This window comes from Natrinema sp. SYSU A 869, from assembly GCF_019879105.1.
Taxonomy (GTDB): Archaea; Halobacteriota; Halobacteria; order Halobacteriales; family Natrialbaceae; genus Natrinema.
The window spans coordinates 1530308-1552853 of record NZ_CP082249.1; the positions used below are offsets into that span (position 1 = coordinate 1530308).

General features: G+C 62.3%; 23 protein-coding genes and 4 pseudogenes. 12 read left to right on the forward strand and 15 right to left on the reverse strand.

Annotated elements, in window-relative coordinates:
- From lysA to dapA, 4 genes are all read right to left on the reverse strand, one after another.
- Entirely contained in the window at positions 1-1425 is a 1425-nt protein-coding gene (gene lysA / locus K6I40_RS15715) for a diaminopimelate decarboxylase (protein ID WP_222919956.1), read from the reverse strand.
- Between the two features lie 378 nt (positions 1426-1803).
- Positions 1804-2640: a 2,3,4,5-tetrahydropyridine-2,6-dicarboxylate N-succinyltransferase gene (locus K6I40_RS15720; protein ID WP_222919957.1), complete on the reverse strand. Its 837-nt coding sequence runs from the start codon at positions 2638-2640 to the stop codon at positions 1804-1806.
- Positions 2637-3404 (reverse strand): 4-hydroxy-tetrahydrodipicolinate reductase, encoded by a 768-nt coding sequence (dapB, locus tag K6I40_RS15725; RefSeq protein WP_222919958.1) that lies wholly within the window; start codon positions 3402-3404, stop codon positions 2637-2639. Before dapB ends, K6I40_RS15720 begins: the two co-directional genes overlap by 4 nt.
- Positions 3401-4327, reverse strand: a complete 927-nt coding sequence (gene dapA, locus K6I40_RS15730; protein WP_222919959.1) for a 4-hydroxy-tetrahydrodipicolinate synthase — start codon at positions 4325-4327, stop codon at positions 3401-3403. The genes dapB and dapA overlap by 4 nt, the downstream gene beginning before the upstream one ends.
- 356 nt (positions 4328-4683) lie before the next feature.
- On the opposite strand from dapA, the gene K6I40_RS15735 reads away from it, so the two are divergent.
- Positions 4684-5508 carry a M48 family metalloprotease gene (locus K6I40_RS15735; protein ID WP_222919960.1) on the forward strand — a complete coding sequence of 275 codons (825 nt, stop codon included), beginning with the start codon at positions 4684-4686 and terminating at the stop codon, positions 5506-5508.
- 73 nt (positions 5509-5581) lie between these two features.
- Positions 5582-6079 (forward strand): NYN domain-containing protein, encoded by a 498-nt coding sequence (locus tag K6I40_RS15740; RefSeq protein ID WP_222919961.1) that lies wholly within the window; start codon positions 5582-5584, stop codon positions 6077-6079.
- Between the two features lie 143 nt (positions 6080-6222).
- Here the strand turns inward: K6I40_RS15740 and K6I40_RS15745 are convergent, their stop codons facing one another.
- Entirely contained in the window at positions 6223-6411 is a 189-nt protein-coding gene (locus tag K6I40_RS15745; RefSeq protein WP_222919962.1) for a hypothetical protein, read from the reverse strand.
- Between the two features lie 187 nt (positions 6412-6598).
- Between K6I40_RS15745 and K6I40_RS15750 the strand changes: the two genes are divergently transcribed.
- On the forward strand, positions 6599-7084 hold the full coding sequence (locus K6I40_RS15750; protein WP_222919963.1) for a PUA domain-containing protein: 486 nt from the start codon (positions 6599-6601) through the stop codon (positions 7082-7084).
- Positions 7085-7144: 60 nt separating this feature from the next.
- Here K6I40_RS15750 and K6I40_RS15755 read toward each other — a convergent pair whose 3' ends face one another.
- Positions 7145-7771: an HD family hydrolase gene (locus K6I40_RS15755; protein WP_222919964.1), complete on the reverse strand. Its 627-nt coding sequence runs from the start codon at positions 7769-7771 to the stop codon at positions 7145-7147.
- A 97-nt stretch (positions 7772-7868) separates the two neighbouring features.
- On the opposite strand from K6I40_RS15755, the pseudogene K6I40_RS15760 reads away from it, so the two are divergent.
- From K6I40_RS15760 to K6I40_RS15770, 3 genes and pseudogenes are all read left to right on the forward strand, one after another.
- Positions 7869-8725 (forward strand): annotated as a pseudogene (locus K6I40_RS15760) (SDR family oxidoreductase).
- A 113-nt stretch (positions 8726-8838) separates the two neighbouring features.
- Positions 8839-9240, forward strand: coding sequence for a nascent polypeptide-associated complex protein (locus tag K6I40_RS15765; RefSeq protein WP_222919965.1), 402 nt, complete (start codon positions 8839-8841; stop codon positions 9238-9240).
- A 5-nt stretch (positions 9241-9245) separates the two neighbouring features.
- Positions 9246-10037 carry a methyltransferase domain-containing protein gene (locus K6I40_RS15770; RefSeq protein WP_255682094.1) on the forward strand — a complete coding sequence of 264 codons (792 nt, stop codon included), beginning with the start codon at positions 9246-9248 and terminating at the stop codon, positions 10035-10037.
- 268 nt (positions 10038-10305) lie between these two features.
- Here the strand turns inward: K6I40_RS15770 and K6I40_RS15775 are convergent, their stop codons facing one another.
- The 5 genes and pseudogenes from K6I40_RS15775 to K6I40_RS15790 form a co-directional block, all read right to left on the reverse strand.
- Positions 10306-10812 (reverse strand): hypothetical protein, encoded by a 507-nt coding sequence (locus K6I40_RS15775; protein WP_222919967.1) that lies wholly within the window; start codon positions 10810-10812, stop codon positions 10306-10308.
- On the reverse strand, positions 10764-11117 hold the full coding sequence (locus tag K6I40_RS15780; protein ID WP_222919968.1) for a hypothetical protein: 354 nt from the start codon (positions 11115-11117) through the stop codon (positions 10764-10766). Before K6I40_RS15780 ends, K6I40_RS15775 begins: the two co-directional genes overlap by 49 nt.
- A 681-nt stretch (positions 11118-11798) precedes the next feature.
- Positions 11799-11912: pseudogene (locus K6I40_RS28530) on the reverse strand (IS5/IS1182 family transposase); the annotation flags it as partial.
- A gap of 311 nt (positions 11913-12223) precedes the next feature.
- Positions 12224-12532 (reverse strand): transcription factor S, encoded by a 309-nt coding sequence (locus K6I40_RS15785; protein WP_222919969.1) that lies wholly within the window; start codon positions 12530-12532, stop codon positions 12224-12226.
- An 86-nt stretch (positions 12533-12618) separates the two neighbouring features.
- Entirely contained in the window at positions 12619-12873 is a 255-nt protein-coding gene (locus K6I40_RS15790; RefSeq protein ID WP_222919970.1) for a hypothetical protein, read from the reverse strand.
- A 115-nt stretch (positions 12874-12988) separates the two neighbouring features.
- Here K6I40_RS15790 and K6I40_RS15795 point away from each other — a divergent pair, with 115 nt between their 5' ends.
- Complete coding sequence (locus tag K6I40_RS15795; RefSeq protein WP_222919971.1) at positions 12989-14278, forward strand: MFS transporter; 1290 nt, start codon at positions 12989-12991, stop codon at positions 14276-14278.
- A gap of 129 nt (positions 14279-14407) precedes the next feature.
- The gene (locus K6I40_RS15800; protein ID WP_222919972.1) at positions 14408-14911 is read left to right on the forward strand and encodes a DUF5797 family protein; all 504 of its coding nucleotides are present in this window, start codon (positions 14408-14410) and stop codon (positions 14909-14911) included.
- Positions 14912-14931: 20 nt separating this feature from the next.
- Here K6I40_RS15800 and K6I40_RS15805 read toward each other — a convergent pair whose 3' ends face one another.
- Entirely contained in the window at positions 14932-15984 is a 1053-nt protein-coding gene (locus K6I40_RS15805) for a DUF5787 family protein (RefSeq protein ID WP_222919973.1), read from the reverse strand.
- Between the two features lie 199 nt (positions 15985-16183).
- Here K6I40_RS15805 and K6I40_RS29015 point away from each other — a divergent pair, with 199 nt between their 5' ends.
- Positions 16184-16318, forward strand: a complete 135-nt coding sequence (locus K6I40_RS29015; protein ID WP_345779445.1) for a hypothetical protein — start codon at positions 16184-16186, stop codon at positions 16316-16318.
- 74 nt (positions 16319-16392) lie between these two features.
- Here K6I40_RS29015 and K6I40_RS15815 read toward each other — a convergent pair whose 3' ends face one another.
- Positions 16393-16836, reverse strand: coding sequence for a bis(5'-nucleosyl)-tetraphosphatase (locus K6I40_RS15815; protein ID WP_222919975.1), 444 nt, complete (start codon positions 16834-16836; stop codon positions 16393-16395).
- Between the two features lie 185 nt (positions 16837-17021).
- On the opposite strand from K6I40_RS15815, the pseudogene K6I40_RS15820 reads away from it, so the two are divergent.
- A pseudogene (locus tag K6I40_RS15820) lies at positions 17022-17356 on the forward strand (uS10/mL48 family ribosomal protein).
- Between the two features lie 67 nt (positions 17357-17423).
- Positions 17424-18812 carry an amidohydrolase gene (locus K6I40_RS15825; protein ID WP_222919976.1) on the forward strand — a complete coding sequence of 463 codons (1389 nt, stop codon included), beginning with the start codon at positions 17424-17426 and terminating at the stop codon, positions 18810-18812.
- A gap of 478 nt (positions 18813-19290) precedes the next feature.
- On the opposite strand, the gene K6I40_RS15830 is transcribed toward K6I40_RS15825, so the two are convergent.
- The gene (locus K6I40_RS15830) at positions 19291-20697 is read right to left on the reverse strand and encodes a geranylgeranyl reductase family protein (RefSeq protein ID WP_222919977.1); all 1407 of its coding nucleotides are present in this window, start codon (positions 20695-20697) and stop codon (positions 19291-19293) included.
- Between the two features lie 199 nt (positions 20698-20896).
- Between K6I40_RS15830 and K6I40_RS15835 the strand changes: the two genes are divergently transcribed.
- On the forward strand, positions 20897-21232 hold the full coding sequence (locus K6I40_RS15835; protein WP_222919978.1) for a 2Fe-2S iron-sulfur cluster-binding protein: 336 nt from the start codon (positions 20897-20899) through the stop codon (positions 21230-21232).
- Positions 21233-21316: 84 nt separating this feature from the next.
- On the opposite strand, the pseudogene K6I40_RS15840 reads toward K6I40_RS15835, so the two are convergent.
- Positions 21317-22500, reverse strand: a pseudogene (locus tag K6I40_RS15840) (MBL fold metallo-hydrolase).
- Between the last annotated feature and the right edge of the window lie 46 nt (positions 22501-22546).

Genomic DNA, 22546 nt, shown 5'->3' on the forward strand with positions numbered 1-22546 from the left:
CTATCGTACGCGTTCGTTGTCGATGTCGCTCGCTCGGGGGTCGTCGGTCTTTCGGTCTGCACGCGAAACGGTGTGGGCCTCGCGTTCCACCCGCGTCACGTCGTCGACCGTCTCTCGGTGACGGGCGAGTCGAACGGTGCCGTCCTCACGGACGACGGATGCGGGTCGGGGTCGGGAGTTGTACTGGTTTGCCATCTCGTAGCCGTAGGCCCCCGCGTTGCCGATTGCGAGGATGTCCCCACGTCTGCTTACTGGTAGTTCACGGTCAGCACAGAAAACGTCGCCGCTCTCGCAGATGGGGCCAGCCACCGTCTGGGAAATCATCTCGCGCCCGTCAGTGGCGCTTGCGTCGCGATTGCTCGAGGGGGCTCCATCCGCGTCGGCCGTGAGATTCCAGATCGGATGGTACGCGTCGTACATCGCGGGCCGGATGAGGGTCGTCATCCCCGCGTCGACGCCGGCGACAGTCGTCTCGCGGGCGTCTTTGACCGTATTCACTTCAGTGAGGAGGACGCCAGCATCCGCGACGAAGTAGCGGCCGGGTTCGATCGTCAGTCGGGCGTCGACCTCGCCGAGGGCGTCCCGAGTGGCGTTCGCGACCGACTCGAGATCTAGCGGTTCCTCGTCCTCTCGATAGGGGACACCGAATCCGCCGCCGACGTCGACGAACTCGAGGCCTTCCACCGCCTCGTTCACCTCACGGGTCCCTTCGCTCCCCGTTCGGTCATTCAAGGCGCGTAGCGCCTCGTTCACCTCTCGAGCGAGGTCGCCTATCCGCGCGACGAACTCCCGATGGGCGTCGAGCTGGTCGCTCGAGACGCCGGAGCCGACGTGAGCATGAATGCCGATGACGTCGAAGCCGCGGTCAGCGGCGTCTTCGAGGACGTTGACAGCGCGCTCCGCGGGGACGCCGAACTTCGCGGCCGCGCCCGTCCGCACTTTCTCGTGGTGGCCGGCACCGATGCCGGGGTTGACCCGCAGACAGAGCCGACCGTCGTAGCCGCGGTCGGCGAGGCGATCGATCGTGTCCTCGGAGCCGGCGGTGACTGTCAGGTCGGGGTGATCGTCCCAAGTATCGACGATCCAGTCGAGGTCGCCAGCGGGCGGGTTGACCGCCGTGTAGTGTACCTCAGAGCCGGACGCGCCCGCCTCGAGCGCTCGTTGCACTTCACCTGCAGAGGCACACTCGAGGCCAGCGCCCGCCTCGCGCAGCGTCGACAGCACGTCGCCCAGCGCGTTCGCCTTCACCGCGTAGAGGACGTGAGCGTCGGGGAAGGCGGCCTCGAGTCGCCGGTAGTTCTGGCGGACGCGCTCGAGGTCGAGGACGTACAGCGGCGAGCCGTACTCCTCGGTGAGCGTTTGCAGTTCGGCCGCGTCCCAGTCGGAGAGGCGGCGGACGGGCAGCGAAGCCGCAACGTCAGTCATTATCAGTTTCAGGTGACCGCAAGAATTCAAGCTTTGGGTTCTCGTTTTCGATCGTATTCGGCCAATGATTGGGATTCAAAACTACTGCAAATACCACAAAAGCCCCCGTTCAGTCCCTCCCGTGTCGGACCCGGTCGTTCCCGTCCACGAGTCGGTGAGCCACCGCGGGTGGGACTGAAAGGGGCCAGTTCGCTCGAGAAAGGCGGACGACGGAAGCACCGCAGGGAAGGAGCCCTGCGACTGACCGAGGAGCGCAGCAAGTCCACCGACTCGAGCGGACTGGGGGCTTTCGTGGTGTTCTCGGTACCTCTAACAACGAAATCGATTACGTTGGACTGAACTCGACACTAATCGCTATCGAATACCGTTTTGAAGCGCCTATTCGCGCAGCGCGTCTTCGCGTTCGGTCGCCTCGAGTGTCTCCGTCTCGATATCGGTCGCGACGACGGCGGGCTTGTAGGCCCCACCCTCGAAGAGGTCGTGGTCGCTGATCGAGGACTCGACAAAGCGGGTAAAGGCGCGCCGGTCGGCGGGCAGTTCGCCGTAGAGAACCTCCTCCTCGACGAGGTCGTAGACCGGGATGCGCGGCGTCAGCAGCGTGTTCTCGCCGACGACGCTGTTCTCGCCGACGACGAACCCGCTCGTTACTCGGCAGCCCGCGCCAAGTGAAACGTTATCTTCGACGATGACCGGCGCGTCCTCGACCGGCTCGAGCACGCCGCCGATGAGCGTGTTCGCGCCGAGCTTGACGTTATCGCCGATCTGGGCACAGGAGCCCACGGTGTCACAGGAGTCGACGAGGGTGCCGTCTCCGACGCGAGCGCCGATGTTGACGAACGCGGGGCTCATCAGGATGCAGTCCGAGCCGATGTTCGCGCCGCGGCGGACGACCGTGCCGTCGGGCGTGTTACGGCTCCCGCGGTCGCCGTACTCGCTCGAGTCCGCGAGCGGAAGCACGTCGTTATACGTGACGCCGCCGTACTCGCGGGGCTCGGTCGCGCGGAGGCCGAAGTTGAGCAGGATACCCTGCTTGACCCACTCGTTTGCCTCCCACTCGCCACCCTGTTTCTCGGCGGCGCGGACCTCGCCGTCCTCGAGCGCGTCGAGGAATGCATCGAGGGTCGCGTACGCGCCCTCGCCGGCGGTCTCGGCGTCGATGTCGTCGTTCTGTTTGCGCTCCCACAGCTCGTCGATTTCGGTTTCGAGTGCGCTCATTCGCTGATCACATCCGCGAAGTCGTACCACCCTGCCTTTTGTCCAGCGATCCAGACCGCCGCATCGACCGCGCCCGCGGCGAACACGCCGCGATCCTCGGCGCGGTGTGTGAGCCGAACCTCCTCGTGATTGCCAGCAAGGAGGATCTCGTGTTCACCCGTGATGTCGCCCGCACGAAGCGCGTGGACACCGATCTCGGCATCCTCTCGTGGGGTCTCGCCCTCGCGACCGTGCGTGCGCTCGGAGAACTCCCCGTTGGCCTCGATCTCCTCGAGCAAGCGATTTGCGGTGCCACTCGGCGCGTCGCGCTTGGCGTTGTGGTGCGTCTCGACGAGTTCCACGTCGTAGCCCTGCAGGTTCTGCACTGCCTCGCCGACGACGTTGACGAGCGCTTGGACGCCGCGGGCGAAGTTGGGCGCGTGGAGAACGGCAATGTCCTCGCTGGCCGCCTCGAGTGCCCCGTACTGGTCGTCGTCGAAGCCAGTCGTCCCGGTGACGAACGCGACGCCAGCATCGGCGCAGGCAGTCGCGTATTCGACGGCCGACTCCGGCCCGGTGAAGTCAATCACGGCAGTCGGCTCGCGGTCGGCGACCAACGAGTCGAACTCGGCCGCGGGCTCGGTCTCGATGCCGTCGACGGTCTCGCTGTCAGGATCCCGGTTGACAGCGAAGACGACCTCACAGTCCTCGCGGCCCGTCGCCGCGGCGATCACTTCCCGGCCCATGCGGCCCGTCGCGCCGGTGACGCCGATTCGTGTCGTCATCGATCGCCCTCTGCCACATCAGCGACCGTCGCCGAGTCGCGCTCGAGGTCGGAAAGCACTGCCTCGAGGTCCTCACGGTACTCCTCGGCCAGCCGGGAAAGCGGCGAACGCATGCGAGCGGGGCCGTAGCCGCGGATCTGCATGGCCTCCTTGACTGGGATCGGGTTGGTCTCGACGAAGAGTCCGCGGAACAGCGGCCCGAGTTCATGGTGGAGATTGCGTGCGCGGGCGTAGTCGCCGTCGAGTGCCGCGCCGACCATCGCGCAGGTCCGCTCGGGTTCGATGTTCGCGGCGACGCTGATCGTCCCGGTCCCGCCGACCGAGATGGTCGGCAAGGTGAGCGCGTCGTCGCCTGAGAGGACCGCGAACTCCTCGTCGGTCGTGCGCTCAGCGATCTCGCCGATTTGCCCCAGGTCGCCGCTGGCGGCCTTGAACCCCGCGATGTTGTCGTGGCTCGCGAGTTCGACAGCGGTATCGGGCTCGATGTTTCGGCCCGTCCGCGAGGGGACATTGTAGACGATTTGGGGCAGGTCGACCGCGTCCGCGATCGTCCGGTAGTGCTCGATCAGCCCGCGCTGTTCGGGCTTGTTGTAGTACGGCGAGATGAGCAACAGGCCGTCAGCACCCGCCTCGGCGGCTCGTTCGGAGAGCTCGAGCGCTTCGCGTGTGTTGTTCGAACCTGTCCCCGCGATGACGGGCACGTCGTCGACGGCCTCGATGACCGCCTCGACGACTTGGACGTGCTCGTCGTGGGTCAGCGTCGCCGATTCGCCGGTCGAGCCGACGGGGACGAGCCCGTCGACGCCCGCGGTCTCGAGGCGCTGGGCGTCGGCCTGCAGTGTTTCGAAGTCGATTCGCTCCTCGTCGTCGAAGGGCGTACACATCGCCGGGAAGACGCCCGAAAGGTCGATAGGTGAACTCATGTGTCGGCTATGGTGTCGTTGGGTCGTGTGTTCGTCCCCAATCGGTAGGGTGTATCGGTTCCAATCGGTGGACAGTCGGTGATGGTTCGTGGAATCAGTCGTGCGCGGCCGAATCGTCCCCGGGACGGGTTGCCAGCCCGCCGCGAGCACACCTACGCACGTTTGCGTTTGGGAAAACGAGGACAGACGCCGCTTACGACGGGACCGACGGTCGGGTGAGCGGCGTGGCGCATATACGGTCAACCGGTCTAATCTGACTTATTAGTTGTGTCTTTAGCCGGATCGCCCTAACTGGTGTGGAGACGCTTACATACAGGTCCGCGTAATTTATCCCCGCTCGTTACTTACCATCAACTATGACAAATTTCGGACTGAAAGTGCGAATGGCGGTCGTCGGCTCGATCCTGTTCGCATTCTACATGCTCGTCGGTGGCTTTGGCTTGCTCTGGCTCGGCACCGGTGCGTGGCCGTTGGTGTTGCTGGGGCTGCTCGTGTTGCCGGTCATCCAGTACAAGATTGGGACGTGGTCGGCGACCAGAAAGGCCGAACCGATGCCCGAAGACGGCCAGTATCAGGAGATACATCACATGGTTGACTCTCTCTGTCGGGATATGGGAATCAAAAAGCCCAAACTGATGGTTATGGACATGGGCGTCCCCAACGCCTTCGCGACCGGCCGGAAGGGCAAGGGCGTCGTCGTCGTCTCGACGGAACTCATCCGCCTCCTCCAGCGCGACGAACTCGAGGGCGTGATCGCTCACGAACTCGCACACATCAAGAATCGCGACGTCATCGCGATGGTGCTCGGTAGTTCCATCGCAATGATGGTCGGCTGGGTCGCCTACATGGTCTACATGATGGGCGGTGAGCGCAACATCGGGAGCTTCATCGTCGGAATGATCATCTCGAACATCGCACAGATGCTCGTGATGGTCTTCGTGCTCGCCATCTCGCGGTACCGCGAGTACGTCGCCGACGAGGACGCCCGCCAGTACATCGGCAGCGGCGACCCGCTCGCCCGCGCCCTCGAGAAGATATCGAAGGGAGCGGAGGGTCGCGAATCACAGGTCGACGACAGTGTGAACGCGCTGTGTATCTTGAACTCGGAGAAGGGGCTCCTGCAGATGTTGTTCGCGACGCACCCGCCGACGGAAAAGCGCATTCAGAAACTCCGGAACTAAACACTAGTCGGCGGGCGCACCGCGGTGGGACCAAACGCTGCGATTTTTATGGTCGCCCACGCCATGCTAGTATATGACGGAAATTCATCCCGGGCAGCGCGTCGCCGTTCTCGTTGACGCGCAGAACCTCTATCATACCGCACAAAGCCTTCACAGCCGGAATATCGACTACTCCGAGCTGCTCGAGAAGGCCGTTCAAGATCGCCAGCTCACGCGCGCCATTTCCTACGTCATCCGCGCGGATTCGCCCGAGGAGGAGAGCTTCTTCGAGGCGCTAGTCGATATCGGCTTCGAGCCAAAGATCAAGGACATCAAAACGTTCTCCGACGGGACGAAGAAGGCCGACTGGGACGTCGGGATGAGTCTGGACGCGGTGACGCTCGCGAATCACGTCGATACGATCGTCCTTTGTACGGGCGACGGCGACTTCTCGCGGCTCTGCTCGCACCTGCGCCATGAGGGCGTCCGCGTGGAAGTCATGGCCTTCGAGTCCTCAACGGCCGAGGAACTCATCGACGCGGCCGACTCGTTCCTTGACCTCGGCGATCGCCACGAGACGTTCCTGCTCTGACGGCTCGCCGGAGATCATAGTCGCCGTCGACCGAAATCGGCCCTCGAGAGCGGCGATACGTGAACGTCAGCGCTATAGTACCACTGGTACGTCGATGCACATTCGATTCGCTGGACTGTATGGCGATCGGTGTGTGAACCGTCTCAATTGGGACGAGAGTTCGGCTGCCGGCTCTGCCAGAGGCCAATCAACAGCGCGTACGCCGTGACGAGCAGGGTCGCACCCGTTAGAAGATAGACGAACGGCCCCGTGACGAACGTAGCCGGACCGGCGAGTGTCAGGCTGCCGATAACGAGTAAGGCGGCCCCGAGACCGATTTGCGTGACGTCCATGCGATGCCGGTAGTACCGCATCGGCTATTATAACAGTCACCATTTCATTCCGGTTAGACGGCTGATAACTGACGGTTCGTCCAGCGTCACCGTTGTCTGCAATTGACAGCGATTGCATCGCGACACCGATAGCGGCCCGTGCAGTCAGGTCGAAGGGCTTTCGACACGCCGTCTCGAATCCCAGCCAATGAGCGCAACAGACGGGAGTGCGGGACTGCCACAGCTCCGAACTATCGCGGACTACCAGTTCGGGTCGGGAGCGGGCGCGGCGCTGTTTCCGCCCGCCGAATCGCTGACGGTCAAACGGACGTCGTCGGGACGACCCCAGCAGATCCACGCCGATTCCGGCCGGATCGTCTCCTTCGGCATCGACGGCCGGTTCACCCTCGGCCTCGAGGGCGGCCGTCGGCTCGACGAGGCACTCGCCGAGCCCGCCTATCGCGTGGTCGTCGACGACGAGAGCGAGCCCTTCGTCCGCGACGAAAAGAACGTCTTTACGAAGTTCGTCCTCGAGGTTGGCGACGAAATCCGGCCGGGCGACGAGGTACTGGTCGTCCACGAGCGCGGCGAGTTGCTCGCGGTCGGGACCGCACGGCTCGACGCCGGGGCAATCCGGGACTTCGAGACGGGGATGGCAGTGAACATCCGCGAGGGCGTGCCCGCGGAGACGTAGCCGGACATCCTCTACGCGTACGACACCGGACCGACGACTACCGATGCTACAGCGAGATTGCTACAGCTGACACTCCCGTCCGATTTCCCGTTCGTACCGCGTTTTGATCTCCTCGAACAGCGTCTCACCGATCGCCGTTCGGAGCCGCGGGGCGGCCGTCGCGAAGAACTCGTCGAGGTTTTCGTACCGGTCGAACGCATCATTCTCGTCGCTGTCGTCGTAGCGACTCTCGCGCTCGTATTTGAGCGCCTGCAGACAGTTATCGATCAGATCCATGTCCTTGACGAACTGCGCGGTGGGTGTCTCGTGCGCCTCGTACTCCGCCCAGAGTGACAGGGCGTCGGCGTCCGATTCGGAATCGTCGAACGGCTCGAGCAAGTCGGTGATCGCCGCTCGCTCGCGGGCGGCTTTCTCCTCGCTGGACACCCGCTGGTCGCCGTCGTCCGCTCGAGTCGCGATATCACCGGTGCGTGCCTCTGCGAGGTCGTGAACCAGCGCCATCGAGACCGCCCGTTCGCGGTCTACGTCCTCGTCGGCACGGTCGGCGTACAGCAGACACAGCGTCGCCATCCCCCAGGTATGTGCCGCGACTGACTCCGGTGACTCGATCCCGCGGAGGACCCACCCTGTCCGGGGCTCGTCTTTCAACTCGACCGCCTCGAGCAGGGCATCGAATTCGTCGGCCATCGGGCGGGACCACGCGACGATAGGGATTGAAAACGTCGGTCGACGCTCCGGGAGTTTGAATGGAGTAATAGTGTGTGGGTGATAATAGCAGACACTGATGCTACAGCAGCCAGATCTACACGGCCAGACCGCGTTTATCACGGGAACGACGCGGGGAATCGGGAAACAACTCGCACTCGCGCTCGCCGAACAGGGCTGTAACATCGTCTCGACGGGCAAGACCGTCGACGACTCGGACTCCGACCTCGAAGGGACGATTCACCGGACGGCCGAGGAGTGCGCGGCGAAGGGCGTCGAGACGCACGCGATCCAGTTGGACGTCCGCGACGAGGCAGCCGTCGAGGCGGCTATCGACGAAGCGATCGACGAGATGGGCGAGATCAACCTCGTCATCAACAACGCCTCGGCCATTCAGATAGGGAACGTCGAGGACGTGCCGGCCAACCGGTACGACCTCCTGAACGAGGTCAACGTGCGTGGCACCTATCTCGTCTCGCGGGGCTTCATCGACCACCTTCGGGGCACCGAGGAGGACGCCTGGATTCTGACGAACGCGCCGCCGGTCGAGATCGACCGCGCGCCAGGGGCGGCGGCCTACTCCTGGTCGAAGATGGGGATGTCGTTCGTCACGCTCTCGCTGGCCCAGGAACTGGCGGATGACGACGTCGGCTGTAACTCCTTTGGCCGGTGACTGCCATCGATACGCGCGCGACCCGCTACTTCGAGATGGGGACGGAAGATGACTGGCGGACACCCGAAATCGTCTCGGACACGGTCCTGGAGATACTGACCCGCGACCCGGCCGAGTTCACCGGGAACTGTGTCTACGACGAGGAGTTCCTCCGCGAGGCCGGCGTCGAGGACTTCTTGACGTACAACCTCACCGAAGGCGATCCGGAACCAACGTCGGCGCAGCTCTTTGATCCGGAGTACTCGCGGTCTGGGGACGCGTGACGGCGTGTAACGAGCAAAACGGCTATGTTCGCCGCGCTGATCCTGCGTCGTCATCGGGCACTGGCCTCGAGCGAACGACAAAGTAAAAGGTCGCCCGTGGCGACGTGTCGAGTATGTTTGGAGGAGGCGGCGGCGGACTCAACCCGCGCAAGATGGAACAGATGATGGAGCAGATGGGCATCGACGTCGAGGATATCGAGGCCGAAGAGGTCATCATCCGCACCGATGAGTACGATCTCGTCTTCGACGACGCCGAGGTCACAAAGATGGACGCCCGCGGCCAGGAGACCTACCAGGTCATCGGCTCGCCCGAAGAGGTCGAGGCCGGCTCGGCCGGCGGGAGTGCCGGCGGCGCTGACGCCGGGAGCGAGGCCAGTGCCGAGTCGGATCCATCGATCCCCGATGACGACGTCGAACTCGTCGCCACGCGAGCCGGCGTCAGCGAGGACGAGGCCCGCGCAGCTCTCGAGGACACCGACGGCGACCTCGCCGCAGCAGTCGAGTCCCTCGAGTGACTCGCGTGAGCGGCGACGATATCGCGGACGACGCGGCCGACAGTGAGACCGAAGCCGAAAGCGACCGCGTGCCGGTCCTGCTCGTTCGCGGCGACCGCGAGTACCTCGTCGAACCCGGCGACGAAATGGGGACCGACCTCGGCGTCCTCGAGGTCCCCGAGGACGTCCAGTCGGGCGACACGATCGAGACGCATCTGGGCGACGAGTTTCAGGTCCGCCGACTGCGGGGCCCGGACCTCTTTCATCACTTCGAGCGGACGGGCGCGCCGATGGTCCCCCGCGACATCGGACTGGTGATCGGCGAGACCGGCATCGCCCAAGGCGACCGCGTGCTCGACGCCGGCACCGGAACCGGCGTGCTCACGGCCCTGATGGCTCGGGCCGGTGCCGACGTCGTGACCTATGAGCAGGACGCCGACTTCGCAGACGTCGCCCGCGAAAACATGGCGCTGGGCGGCGTTGCGGACGATGTCGACGTCCGAACCGGCGACGTTCTCGAGGAGATTGACTCCCTTGAGCCGTCGTCGTTCGACGTGCTCACCCTCGATACGGGCGACGCGCCCGAGATGGTCGAACACGCGCCAGACCTACTCGTCGACGGCGGGTTCATCGCGGTCTACAGCCCGTTCATCGAGTCGACCCGTGAGGTCTCGGAGACAGCCAGAGAAGTCGGCCTCGCGAATATCACGACTCGAGAGACGATTCAACGCGAGATGCAGTTCGACGAACGGGGTTCGCGGCCGTCGACGGCCCCCGTCGGTCACACCGGCTATCTGACGATCGCGCGTAACGAATAGAATACGGTAGATTCACATCTCGTTCTGTTCCGAGATTCTCCGTATACCTCTCGGAAATAATTCGTGCATCAATATAGATAGGGTAATTGCAGAAATTATGATCCAATAGAGGGATAGGCTAATGATATTACTGTCCACGTATACAAGAACCAGAGCAATAATCGGAGCTCCTATTAAGGACTTTATTTTATGTAGTTTTGATTTACAGTAATAAATTATATATCTACTATCAAAATAACTCACCCATATATATGTACTTTTCGCTCATTTATCGCATATTGAAAATAATAGCCGCGGTAGGATATCTGGGGACAGCAAGGGATGTCGTCAGACCAGCCGCATCTCGAGAAGGCTTCCAAGAGGTCATTCCACCTTTAAATGTCCACATTTTTTGATCTCGAACAACGGGGAGGCTTTGGTCCCACTCAACACTACCAATCGAAACCACATTACCAGCAGCAGCACTAATTACTGCCCCCAGTGCATCCGCAATAGAATCTCGTTTCAGAATCTTAGCAATGGCCTTAGGGGCTTTTTTAGCCATTGCCTTTATTACTTGACCGGCAACTACTGCCTTTGATACTGTAGCAGCATATTTGTTCAGTTCAGCACATATTACATCGTAGCTATGAGAAAGACAGCTAAACGTACAAGATCCAAGTTTTTTCTCCTTTACTCCAACTCTTTTTATAACATTAGGAGTTGATTGTGTAGAGGCACTATTTGTTATATGAACATCTTCTTGGTCTTCAGTATTAGGATCGTAAACCAACATCTGCTCATTAATATTATTTGAACGACTATTTCCGTGGGGTTTTTTGCCTTTTCACTCAGGGCATCCTTCGAATATTCCCTCACATACACTTTTTTGGTATCCCTATCTATTACATTTAACTTTTCTTCTCCTCCATTGTTGAATTTATAATATAATCGGTTTTCGTATTGGCCAAGGTATTCCATATCATGGCTTACCTGATTCTGTTTCTCGCTCGGTTCCGCTCCTGATTCAGCACTACTGGTAGGGAGAGTTCCCACGCTTGTTAGAGCAATCCCGGTTGTTAGCACCTTTCTTCTCCTCATACCATAAACTATATTCTAACCTTTATTAAATCTCTCTAACTATTGTACTATTAATAACTTTCGATTATGGAGTGTAGCATTAAATTTGACCACCCACAGCACGTTTAATATTGTAGACGACACACGTCAGAACGATTTTACGGCATTCTCGATACCAGTGACATACCCACGATATTTCGTAGCAGAGCGTGTCATATAATGGTTTGTAACGTGAATTATTCACGGTCTCGGCCTTGAGCAAAACCCATGACTGACGAAATTCATAGGGTTACACGTGAATTGAGTGCTGTATAATCGCCAGGTAGAGGGCATGAGTCATGTTCTATGACACGCTGTAGCATGCTATTTACCACCCTGAAGACGGTCCTCAGACAACTCACTGGATGTAGAGAGTCCCATTGATCCGAGCGTTATGCGCATGATTCATGAGGGGGACTACTGATGGTTGGTTAGCGTTCTCACGTTCTCTTCCTGTGGTTTATCATGGAATTACTTGCAGTCGTAGCCTTTGTCAGCGGTAAAGCCATGCAACTTGCCTGCCGCAACGCGGACGAGTTGCCAGCCGATCTGCGTGACGTTTCTCCTCGTATATTAAGTATCAAGATCTGTTTGTGTGACTGTATCGGTAAATCGGCGCCTTGAGTGCCTGAATGCGGTGATCCGTCCAATGGTGTCGTGTTTGCTCGCGTTTTCGCGGTCGAAAAACGTCGCGTTCATCGCGGCATAGCCTGATGGCTCGTAGGGCTGCGTTGAGAGGCGAAGCAGCACTCGCCAGACTGGCATCTTGATCCTGTCAACCAAATTGAGAAGCAACGCTATGAACCAAAGCGACGCTGCACAACTAGTGAGAGAGAAGTGCTATTGATCGAAATTGAGCGGAGCGAGCTTTGCGCTCTCCAAAAGAGAGCTACGCGCTCAATTTAAAGATTAGGCTAAGGGACATCGTGAGTAAGGCGCTATGTGCTACGCTCACGAGGGACCGTGGATTGAGACGTCTTCGGGCGTCTCATCATCGACCGAAATCGTTGGTTTCGCGGACCTCGCGAATCTGCGATTCACTCAGTCAAGAGAGCACGAACTCTCTTGAGCGACAGCGCAAAATTTCGCTAGTTGTCGTCCTCGCGCCACTTATGCTCGCACTCGGTACAGATGAAGAAGCGCGTCTCGGACTCGTCCGCCGACCGGATCTGTTGCATGTACCAGTGGGCGCGGTCGTTGTTACACTCGGGACAGATAGCGTCGGTCTCGGGCAGCGAAGTCTCGCCGGAGGACTCGATAATCTCGCTGGCTTCCTGGTCGTCGGTGACGATGTACTGGTCGGCGTCGCCTTTCGGCTCCGTGTAGCCACAGCTACCGCACTCCCAGAGGCCGTCATCGGCTTTCATCATCGAACCGCATTCATCGCAGAATTCCATCGTTGTCCGGGCTACGGAGGTGGAGCGACTTAAGGAACCTGTTTAGGATCGTTGACCGATCACGGAGTCACGACCGCCGTAGGGGCTTATCCCTCGCCTTCCGACTGGTACGGCTCGCCGACGGCCTCCCGCGGGAGGACGTTGTTGAGTTCCGACTCGAGATCGTCCATCGACTCGAAGCGGTCGCTGCCACTTTGCTCGATGAGCGATCCCAGGTTTCGCTCGCCGTCCGCGAGGAGGAGCGTGACATCTCCGAGTTCGGCGGCGGCTTCGTCCTGTGTGATGGGGTACTCGAGGTCCTCGAGCACGGATTCGATGTGACTAAGTTTGACGTCGGACATGGTCGGACGAACGCGGGCGACTGGCTTGTAGCTCCGCGATAATCCGGAACACTGTCTCAAACAGTAACATTTCGTTTCGAAACTATAATCGGGCGGGCTATCGCAGGTAGGGTCGATGCGAGGGATCGTCGATCGGATCATCGCACCCTTTGCCGTCGATCGGCGGGTGCTCGCGCTTGCGGGCGCTCGAATGGCGGACGGAATCGGGAACTCGTTTCTGATTATCGTCATTCCGCTGTACGTGACCAGCGGCATCGTCGACGGGACGACGTTTGGGTTCGGCGAGTCGATGATCATCGGAGTGATCCTCTCTCTGTTCGGGTTCCTCAACAGCAGTTTTCAGCCGTTTACCGGGCGGTTATCGGACCGTCTCGGCCGACGCAAACCCTTCATTCTGGTCGGGCTTGCCGGCCTCGCGCTGACGAACGTTACCTACATCTTCGCCGAGACGTACGTCTCCCTGCTCGTCATCCGCGGGCTCCAGGGCGTCAGCGTCGCCTTCATCATCCCGTCGTCGGTCGCGCTCGTGAACGAACTCGCGACGACCGGCGACCGGGGCGGGAACATGGGCGTCTACAACACGTTCCGACTGGTCGGCTTCGGTGCCGGTCCGGCGGTGGCCGGTGCAGTCGTCAGTCGCGGCCCGTACGCGCTTCCTGCCGGGGTGAGAGTTGACGGCTTCGACGCGGCCTTCTACGTCGCGACGATCACGGCCACGATCAGCTATGTCTTGGTGACGATCCTCGTCTCCGACTCCGAGTCGACGGGGGCCAACGCCGGCGCGGACCTCTCGATTCCGATCTTCGACCAGTCGGGCACCAACCTGCTCGATCCCGTCTTCACGCTCGGCGTCGCGTCGCTGTTCATGGCGACCGCGATCGCGCTGTTCGCGACCATCCAGCCCCAGGTCAACGCCCGCCTCGAGCAGGGGGCGACCTGGTTCGGCCTGCAGTTCGCGGCGTTTATCATCGCCCAGGTCGCCCTACAGACGCCGATCGGGCGGGCCTGCGACCGGTACGGCCGCCGTCCATTCATCGTCACCGGGATGGTGTTGTTGATCCCGACAACGCTCGTACAGGGGTTCATTCTCTCCTCCGGAGTGATGTTTCTGGCGCGGCTGTGTCAGGGGATCGCCGCTGCGATGGTGTTCGCCCCGTCACTGGCGCTGGCGGGCGATCTCGCCGGCGAGGGCGAGTCCGGATCGAAGCTGTCGGTGCTCACGATGGCCTTCGGCTACGGCATCGCCGTCGGCCCGCTCTCATCGGGTGCGCTGGTGGGATTCGGCTTCGAGGTCCCCTTCGTCTTCGGGACCGTGCTCGCAGTTCTCGGGACGATCCTTGTGTATACGCAGGTCGAGGAGACGCTCGAGGCGACGGCCTCCGTGCCGGTCGTCGGGAGCGATTGAGGTCTCGAAGCTGTTCATCGACGACCTGCAGCCCTTCGCCGGTGAAGTCGGCTGAGAGCTGGGTCGGCGAGATCTCGGGGCCACGGTGGGACGCAACGCAAAAGTACCGGATACGCATACGGTTCGACGATGACGCTCTCGGAGGAGGCCCAGGACCGGTTGGCGGACGTGGTGGAGCTACAGCCGACGAAGAATTCCGAACTCCAGGACCGGTGGGAGATGGAAAGCGGCAGCGAGGTCCACCAGTACCTTGAGAACGAACTCAGTGACTACTACTTCCGGGACGACAACAGCCTGATCCGCGCGACCGCGGAGGCGGCCGACCTGGTCGATGTCGAGCCGGGCATTGAGAGCGATCCCGAGGGTGACGGCGTGCCCTCCAAAATCCGTGTGCCCGAACTACAGGCTCGGATCGTCGCGGTGCTGGCCGGTCCCGAGGAGCGATCCGAGAGCGTCGTCTCGGTGCTCCACAGGCTCCGAGACGAGTACGACGTCGATCCCGACGCCGAGGATGTCCGCTCGGGGCTTCAGAGTCTGCGCCGGAAGGGCGTCGTCGAGGTCGAGTACCGCACCGTCCCGACGTTCCGACTGGCAGTCGAGCGCGAGGACCTCGAGGTCGCCGTCTCGGACTGACGCCTCGATCGGGAGCGGTGTTACAGCCCCGGTCGTCGTCGCCGCCGGCGCTCCGCGAGGAGTTGCTGTGACCGTTTTCCGGGCCCGCCCTCGATCGGCCAGCCGCGGGTGCGCCAGACCGGCGGCTCGGGTTCGAACTCGTTACAGGAGCCGGAACACTCGGCGGCCGTCTGGCACCGTCCCTTGGCGGCGCAGTACGGCAGCGCCTGGGTCGCATCTCGAGCACGCAACTCGAAGTGTCGGCAGTCGGGACGCATCGTATCGACGAACGAGCGCCAGCCGCGTTCGTAGGCGCGCTCGGCGATTGCGAGTCGTTTGTCGGCCTTCCAATCGGGCTCGACGTACTCGAATCGAGCGGCAGAGTCGTCCCGCTTTCCGCCGTCGGGCCGCTCGAGAATCCGAGTCCCAGGCTCGTCGACTGGGAGCGAGCGGGGATGCCATTCAACCTCGGTGGTCAGATCGTCGGGCTCGAGCGAGAGGATACCCGCCTCGATCGGCAGGTCCTCGAAGAGGGCTGGTTCAACCCGCTCGCCGGTTTTTCGGGTCGCGACCCAAACCTCGTCAGCCAGCCCCATCGCGACATCATACTCGAGTTGCGAGGCGAGTGCGCGGGCGGCGCTGGCGTCTAAGTCCGGCTTGTTCTCGATCGCGACGATGCGCTCGAGCCAGTCTGGATAGACCCACTTTCGCCGGATCTCGATGCGATTGCCGTTCGTTCTGGTCTCGAGGATCCCGCGATCGGCGGCGCTGTGGATCGCCTCGCGGACGTATCGCCACGGGTAGCCGGGGTGGGGAAGCGTGTCGCGGTAGTAGGCCCACTCTTCGGGAGCGTTTCGGACGACGTGGCGGAGATCGCTGTCGAGCCGCTCGAGGCCGAATTTCGCCCGGTGGCGGAGCGAATCAGTGTCGCACTCGAGGACGATGGTGTCCCAGCGGCGGCGCTTCGTCCCGAGCTGGCGGGCGACGATGACCGTGCGGCCGTCGCCGGCGAGGTCCGCTTCCGGTGGCCATTCGCATTCGGCCCACCGGCAGGCTCGGAGTTCGAACCCGAATTCGGCAGTATGTGGGTCCACGGGGCCTCCTTCGAATCGAAGAACGAAAAGCGCTACTCGATCTGATCGTCACACCGCGCCGTAATTAGTTACGAAACGGCTCGAGCCGGCGAGCACTATCGGCTCTATAGAGCGAGCGCGAGCCTCATGCCTGGAAGTACCTATTGGACTCGTCGTCGTCACGTCCGGCGGGTCGGACTGTACGATCGGAGCGTCGACCCTGCGGAACCTGCTGTGGATCGTCGACAGGTTCCCGTTTGCGACCCTGCTCGGGATGGCGTTGATACTGTTCGCCGACGAAAATCAGCGTGTCGGCGATTTCATCGCGAATACGATCGTCGGTAAGCAACGCTAGAGCTGCCGCCTCGATCGATCTCCGAAGCGATCGCCGGCTCGTCCGACCTAGTTGCGAGCGGCGGGCGGTGGTCCTTACTCTTCGTCTTCGTCTTCCTCCTTACGCTCGTCAAGGAACTCGTGGGCGTCCTCTAAGATCTCCCGTGGGCCGTCCTGTGTGACGGTGTTGATCGCCTGTTCGTAGTCGCGCCACTGGAGGTCGCGATGTTCGTTTGAGAGTTCCGCGCTAGCCTCGAACGATTTCGCGATAAAGAGGTGAACGGTCTTATGAATCGTCTTGCCGTTCGCCTCGAAGACGTAGTCGTAGTCCTTGCGAAAGCCGTCGAGTAGTCGGAACTGTTCGATACCTGCCTCTTCCGTTACTTCGCGGATCGCCGTCTGCTGTAGTTCTTCATCTCCTTCGACACCGCCCTTGGGAAACTCCCAATCGCCTGGGCGGCTCTTGAGTAGAAGATACTCGCGCCGGCCCCGCGTATCGCGGAAGAGGATCGCGCCTGCGCTCGTAGCTTCGACTGCCATTACGTGGGCTAACAGGTGCGACGTTAAGTGAATATCGAACTGTTCGTCCAACGGACACTGATTTCGTCCCCGAGTGTCAGGCACTTGGTATCCCAACGACTACAGTCGTGGACCGATGAAACGGAAGCGGCCCATCTCAGCAAGTTTTTACGCGCCCACCGCGGACGTATTTGACAGCATCAGCCATGACCTTCGTCACCCGCCTCACCCTCCAGAGCGGCGACCGAGCCGCGCTCGATAGTATCGTCGAAGACATCAAATCAAATGCAGAACGAAAGGGAGCAGCACTGAAAGGGCCCCACTCCCACCCCCAGAGAAGTTCTCGGTCCCCCAGCGCTGTCGGCTCCACGCTGATGACGACCGCCAGTTCTCCTCGTGGGAGTACACCGTCTTCACCCGCGAACTCGAGATTCACGGCCACGACAGCCTCGCGCGCAACATCGCCTCGCAGAGCTTTCCCGACTCGGTCCACATCGAGGCCGAGGTCGAGCAGATCCACGGCGCAGGTCGCGGTAACTGACTAGTTTCTATCGTCTTGCAGCGAGACCGTCGACAGGGCTTTTTACCGTTCCCGATGAGGACAGTATATGACCGCGGATGACCTCGTCTCGCTGCGTCGAGACCTCCACCGGAAACCCGAACCCGCCTGGCGCGAATTCTATACGACCGCACGGATCGTCGACGAACTCGAGTCCCGACTCGGTGACGACCTCGCTGAACTCCATGTCGGCCCCGAGGCCATCGCAGGCAACCATCGAATGGCAGTCCCCGACGACGCCGACCTGACCCACTGGTACGAACAGGCTCGAGATGCCGGCGTCGACAAGACTGTCCTCGAGCGACTCGAGGGCGGGTACACGGGTGCGGTCGCCGTCCTCGAGCGCGGCGAAGGACCGACCGTCGGGCTGCGGGTCGACATCGACGGCCTCCCGCGACGGGAGTCCGACGCGCTGGACCACGCACCCGTCGCGGAGGGCTTTCGCTCCGAACACGAGGGCGCGATGCACGCCTGTGGCCACGACGCCCACGCGACAATCGGAATCGGCGTGCTCGAGGCAATCGCAGACGACGGTGAGCGACTCGACGGTGAGCGCGAGCGAACGGAGCGCGATCCACATCGGAACGCGGAGCGTTCCGAGGAAGAGTCGCGATCCTCATCAGAACAGGGTTCCGACGGAGACTTTTCGGGGACGCTGAAAGTGTTCTTCCAGCCCGCCGAGGAGGTCGTCGGCGGCGGGAAGTCAATGGCCGAAAGCGAACACATCCGGGATATCGATGCCCTGCTCGCGGTCCACATCGGTCTCGATCATCCGACCGGCGAGGTCGTGGCCGGGATCGATGGCTTTCTCGCGGTTTCACACCTCGAGGCGGAGTTCACCGGCGAGTCGGCACACGCTGGTGGTCACCCCGAACAGGGCCGCAACGCGGTCCAGGCGATGGCGACGGCTGTCCAGAACCTCTACGGAATCCCGCGGCACAACGATGGCAAAACGCGGGTCAACGCGGGCGTCGTCGAGGGCGGCAGCGCCGCCAACGTCATCCCTGACGAGGCCCGGATCCTCGCCGAAGTCCGGGGCGAGACGACCGAACTAATGGAGTACATGAAAGGGCGAACCCGGCAAGTGGTCCGGAGCGCCGCCGAGATGCACGACTGCGAGGTCTCGTTCGAGACCGGTGCCGAGGCTCCCAGCGCGACCAGTGACGAGGAACTCGTCTCGATTGTCGCCGACATCGCGGGCGAGACGCCGGGCGTCGACCGCGTCCTCGAGCGCGACGAACTCGGCGGCAGCGAGGACGCGACCTTCCTGATGCGGGCAGTACAGGAAAACGGCGGTCATGCCTGCTACGTCGGTGTCGGGACCGATCACCCCGGCGGCCACCACACCGCGACGTTCGACGTCGACGAAGACAGCATCCAGCACGGAATCGACGTGCTAGCGGGCTCATTAGAGGAGATAAGCCGTCAACAAGTCTGATCAATATTTTCGAAACTACTCTCGAGCGGTAGTGGCCGGGAGCGGGCTCCGAGCATCGCGAGGAGTCCGCGACTCGGGGGAGGGCAGGCAGTTCACCGACGTTCACCGCGAGCGAGTGAAACGAGCGAGCGGACCGACGACCGACCTGAAACGAAGTTGAAGGGAGGGAGGAGTACTTTTGATCGAAACTGAGCGGGATCGAAGATCCCGCGAGGTCGTCGGGCGGCAGCGCCGCCCGACTGCAAGCGATTCCTCCGGAATCGCCCAGTCCAAAAGAGCGCTTCGCGCTCTTTTGAAGATTTTGCCGAGGGACATCGCGCTGTGCGGCGAAGCCGCCAGCGCGATAGACCGTGGTTCGAGACGCCTTCGGCGTCTCGTCATCAAGCGAAACCTTCGGTTTCGCGGACCTCGCGAATCTTCGATTCGCTCAGTCACGAGAGAGCTTCGCTCTCTCGAACGACAGAGCAAAATTTCGGTTCTAGTATTTCGGCTCCGCGCCCGTCGTCTCGTAGACCTTCTCCATGAGTTCGTCGCGCCGGTCCTGCCAGCCCGCCAGCCCCTCGGGACTGGTCGGATAGTTCTCGTAGTGGGCGAGCAGTTCGTCGGCGCGGCGCTTGGTCTTGTAGAGGTTCCAGATGGTGCCCCAGTGGCCGCGGCTCTTGAGCATGGCCTCGAGTTTGAGTTTGAGCCCAATGTCCGTACTGCCGGAGTAGAGGGCTTCGGCGAGCTTGTCGCCAGGCATCGCGGCGAGCAGTCCCATCAGGTCATCAACGTCGACGGCCGTCGAGAGGATGTTGTAGACGTCCAACGCGGCGTAGCGCGCGCCGAAGTGGTCCATCACTTTCTCGTTGTACTCCCAGAAGGTGTCCTCGCTGTAGTCGCCGGTCTCGAGGGCTTCGATGGCCCGCTCGGCAGCGTACTTACCGCCGTAGGCGGCCCCGGCGATACCACCGCCGGTCGTGGGGTTGACGTGGCCTGCAGCGTCGCCGATGGCCATGTAGCCCGGGTGGACCGCGGAGTCGTAGGGTCGACGGGTGGGCAGCGCCGCGCCGAGTTTGTCCTCAACCTCCGCGCCGTCGAACTCAGGGCGGTTCTCGAGGTCACGTTTGAGGTCGTCGACCAGTTGCATCGGCTCCTCGGTCATCTGGAAGCCGAGGCCGGCGTTGATCTCGGTATCGGTGCGCGGGAAGTACCAGAGGTAGCCCGCTGCGCGCTCGGTCGGCTTGAAGACGAGCGCGTCGTCCCACTCGACGGGCTCTTCGACGTGGACGATCTCACGATAGGCCGAACAGAAGTGGCTGTAGTCGACGTTGGTGTCGAAGGTAGAGTCCGAGAAGTCGACGTTGTCCTGTAGCACGGAGAGCGAGCCTGCGGCGTCGATGACGATATCGGACTCGTACGTGATCGGGTCGCCCTTCCGGATCGCTTCGACGCCCGTGACGCGACCGTCGTCGTTCTGGACGACGTTTTTCACGACGGTGTCGTAGTGGAAGTCAACGCCAGTGTCACCCGCACCGTCGATGATCCGCCGGCCGTACTCCCAGCGATCGATGACGGCGAGTTCGCCGGGCACCGGAATCTCGAGGACGGTGTCCTCTTGGGGGATCTCGAAGCGGCCGTGATCGACGCCCGTGTTGGTAAAGGCCGGCTCGAGTTTCGACTTCGGGATCGCCTCGGGGAAGGCGTCGGCACCCTTCAGGGCGTCGCCACAGGCGATGTGGCCCGCTTCCTCCTCGTCCTTTCGCTCGAGGATGATGACATCGTACCCCTCCTGTGCGATGGTCGCTGCGGCGTAGCACCCTGCGGTTCCTGCCCCAACGACAACCGCGTCCGGCGACTGCGTCTTCGCGGTCGCGGTGGTAGCCGACTGCTCCTGCGTACTCATACCAACAGTGTGAACACCGCGGCAAGAAAACGTTTTATAGTCGGTTCGTCGGAGTGTCGGCCGCGAAATCACGTGCCGGGGCCGATCGATGAGTCGCTACTCGAATACCGATGTCACGGGCGAGAACCGACGCAAACCGCTGGCTCGATCAGCCGCGGTGAAATAAAGAGTTTTGGTGAGGTCTTCCGTATCGGGCCGTATGACAGAGTACACTATCGAGTTCGTCGGGACGGGTGAGACGATCACCTGCACCGACAAGGAGACGATCCTGAGTCGGTGTCTCGAGGCGGGCATCGCCCAGGAGTACTCCTGCCGAGTCGGGATGTGTCTGGCGTGTTCGGCCGAAATCGTCAAGGGGGAGGTTACCCAGCCCGCGGCCCGCGGGCTGACGGACGAAGAGGCCGAGAACTACGCGCTGACCTGTATGGCTCGCCCGCAGTCGGACCTGCAACTCGACCGCGGGAAGTACCCGCCGAGCATCGAGGGCGATCTCGAGGCCGACGGTGCGACTGACGGTGCGGTCGCCGACGACTGAGACGGTCTGCTGTCGCCGGTACCGACGCACACGCAGGACGGGTCGCCGGGTGCGCCGGCACTGACTGACAGGAGGCCGTCTGCGTCAGTCCGCGACCGCACAGTTGTTCGGCCCGAGTTCGAGTTCGAACGCCGTTTCTTCGTCGACGTCCTCGCGGCCGAGATTCGCTGCCACGATGCGCTCGTGGTTGGACGGCCGCGGCGGGAGGTCGCTCGTCGCGTGAGCGACGAACGCGGCTTCGTCCATCGAGAGCGCCGTGAGCCGGTCGCGCAGAGTCTCGAGTCGGGCAGCATAGGTCCCGTTCTCACGTGGTTCGGCAGCGTCGCTGTAGTGGCCCGGTGCAATCGTCGCGTCGGCGGAGTGCTCGAGAACGCGGTTCTGAAGCGTCTCGTACAGTTGCTCGGCGGCAGTGGCCGCACCGTCATCGCCGCGCTCTAGGTCCGGCCGGCCGACGCCCTCAAAAAGAGCGTATCACCGGTGAATAGGGTCTCGGCGTCGCCGTCCTCGAGGCGAAGTGAGACCGATTCGCTCGTGTGGCCCGGCGTCGCCACGACGGTCAGCGTGGCGTCGCCGATTTGCAGTTCCGCGGCGTCGCCGACGGTCGTCGCGTCGAACGCGAGGCCGCGATCCGTCGCGCCGCCGGGGACGACCGCTGCCGCGTCGGTCCGCTCCGCGAGCGTGCGGACACCACTGACGTGGTCGGCGTGGACGTGGGTGTCGATGGCGTATTTGATTTCTGTGTCCCGCTCGTCGGCATCTGCCTCGTACTGGTCGGCGAACGCTCGAAGCGGATCGATCACCGCCGCCTCGCCGCCGCTGTAGATCGCGTAGGCGAGACAGCCACTCGAGGGGCGGTCGTACTGCAGGACCGTCGCGGGCGCGTCGACCTCGAGTTCGCGGGCCGCGTACAGGTCGGCCCAGGCGTCCATCCCGCCGGCGAGGTTGGCTGCGTCGACGTTCGCGTCTCGGAGGAGGTCGACCGCGTGGGCGCTCGCTTCGCCGCGGCCACAGACCGCGAGAATCGGTTCCTCGAGGTCAGCCACGAGGTCGGTCACGCCGCCGGTGGCCTGGGCCTGAACGAACTTCATGTGGGGAATCTGGATGGCCTCGACGCCCTCGCCCGTGAGGTGCCAGCGCTCGAACTCGTCGCGGTCGCGGACGTCGAGGACGGTCAGTGAATCGCCGGACTGCAGTCGCTCGGCCAGCGTCTCGGGAGCGATCGAGGGAGTCTCGTCGGCTGGGTCGTCGGCGTCGCTCCGGTTGGTCATACCCGTCGGTACGCGCTCGAGGCAGGTAACGGGCGCGGCCAGGGTG

Excerpts from the sequence above, each read along its gene's own strand:
- lysA (WP_222919956.1), bottom strand. The coding sequence starts at position 1,425 with ATGACTGACGTTGCGGCTTCGCTGCCCGTCCGCCGCCTCTCCGACTGG.
- K6I40_RS15720 (WP_222919957.1), bottom strand. The coding sequence starts at position 2,640 with ATGAGCGCACTCGAAACCGAAATCGACGAGCTGTGGGAGCGCAAACAG.
- dapB (WP_222919958.1), bottom strand. The coding sequence starts at position 3,404 with ATGACGACACGAATCGGCGTCACCGGCGCGACGGGCCGCATGGGCCGG.
- dapA (WP_222919959.1), bottom strand. The coding sequence starts at position 4,327 with ATGAGTTCACCTATCGACCTTTCGGGCGTCTTCCCGGCGATGTGTACG.
- K6I40_RS15735 (WP_222919960.1), top strand. The coding sequence starts at position 4,684 with ATGACAAATTTCGGACTGAAAGTGCGAATGGCGGTCGTCGGCTCGATC.
- K6I40_RS15740 (WP_222919961.1), top strand. The coding sequence starts at position 5,582 with ATGACGGAAATTCATCCCGGGCAGCGCGTCGCCGTTCTCGTTGACGCG.
- K6I40_RS15745 (WP_222919962.1), bottom strand. The coding sequence starts at position 6,411 with ATGGACGTCACGCAAATCGGTCTCGGGGCCGCCTTACTCGTTATCGGC.
- K6I40_RS15750 (WP_222919963.1), top strand. The coding sequence starts at position 6,599 with ATGAGCGCAACAGACGGGAGTGCGGGACTGCCACAGCTCCGAACTATC.
- K6I40_RS15755 (WP_222919964.1), bottom strand. The coding sequence starts at position 7,771 with ATGGCCGACGAATTCGATGCCCTGCTCGAGGCGGTCGAGTTGAAAGAC.
- K6I40_RS15765 (WP_222919965.1), top strand. The coding sequence starts at position 8,839 with ATGTTTGGAGGAGGCGGCGGCGGACTCAACCCGCGCAAGATGGAACAG.
- K6I40_RS15775 (WP_222919967.1), bottom strand. The coding sequence starts at position 10,812 with ATGTTGGTTTACGATCCTAATACTGAAGACCAAGAAGATGTTCATATA.
- K6I40_RS15780 (WP_222919968.1), bottom strand. The coding sequence starts at position 11,117 with ATGAGGAGAAGAAAGGTGCTAACAACCGGGATTGCTCTAACAAGCGTG.
- K6I40_RS15785 (WP_222919969.1), bottom strand. The coding sequence starts at position 12,532 with ATGGAATTCTGCGATGAATGCGGTTCGATGATGAAAGCCGATGACGGC.
- K6I40_RS15790 (WP_222919970.1), bottom strand. The coding sequence starts at position 12,873 with ATGTCCGACGTCAAACTTAGTCACATCGAATCCGTGCTCGAGGACCTC.
- K6I40_RS15795 (WP_222919971.1), top strand. The coding sequence starts at position 12,989 with ATGCGAGGGATCGTCGATCGGATCATCGCACCCTTTGCCGTCGATCGG.
- K6I40_RS15800 (WP_222919972.1), top strand. The coding sequence starts at position 14,408 with ATGACGCTCTCGGAGGAGGCCCAGGACCGGTTGGCGGACGTGGTGGAG.
- K6I40_RS15815 (WP_222919975.1), bottom strand. The coding sequence starts at position 16,836 with ATGGCAGTCGAAGCTACGAGCGCAGGCGCGATCCTCTTCCGCGATACG.
- K6I40_RS15825 (WP_222919976.1), top strand. The coding sequence starts at position 17,424 with ATGACCGCGGATGACCTCGTCTCGCTGCGTCGAGACCTCCACCGGAAA.
- K6I40_RS15830 (WP_222919977.1), bottom strand. The coding sequence starts at position 20,697 with ATGAGTACGCAGGAGCAGTCGGCTACCACCGCGACCGCGAAGACGCAG.
- K6I40_RS15835 (WP_222919978.1), top strand. The coding sequence starts at position 20,897 with ATGACAGAGTACACTATCGAGTTCGTCGGGACGGGTGAGACGATCACC.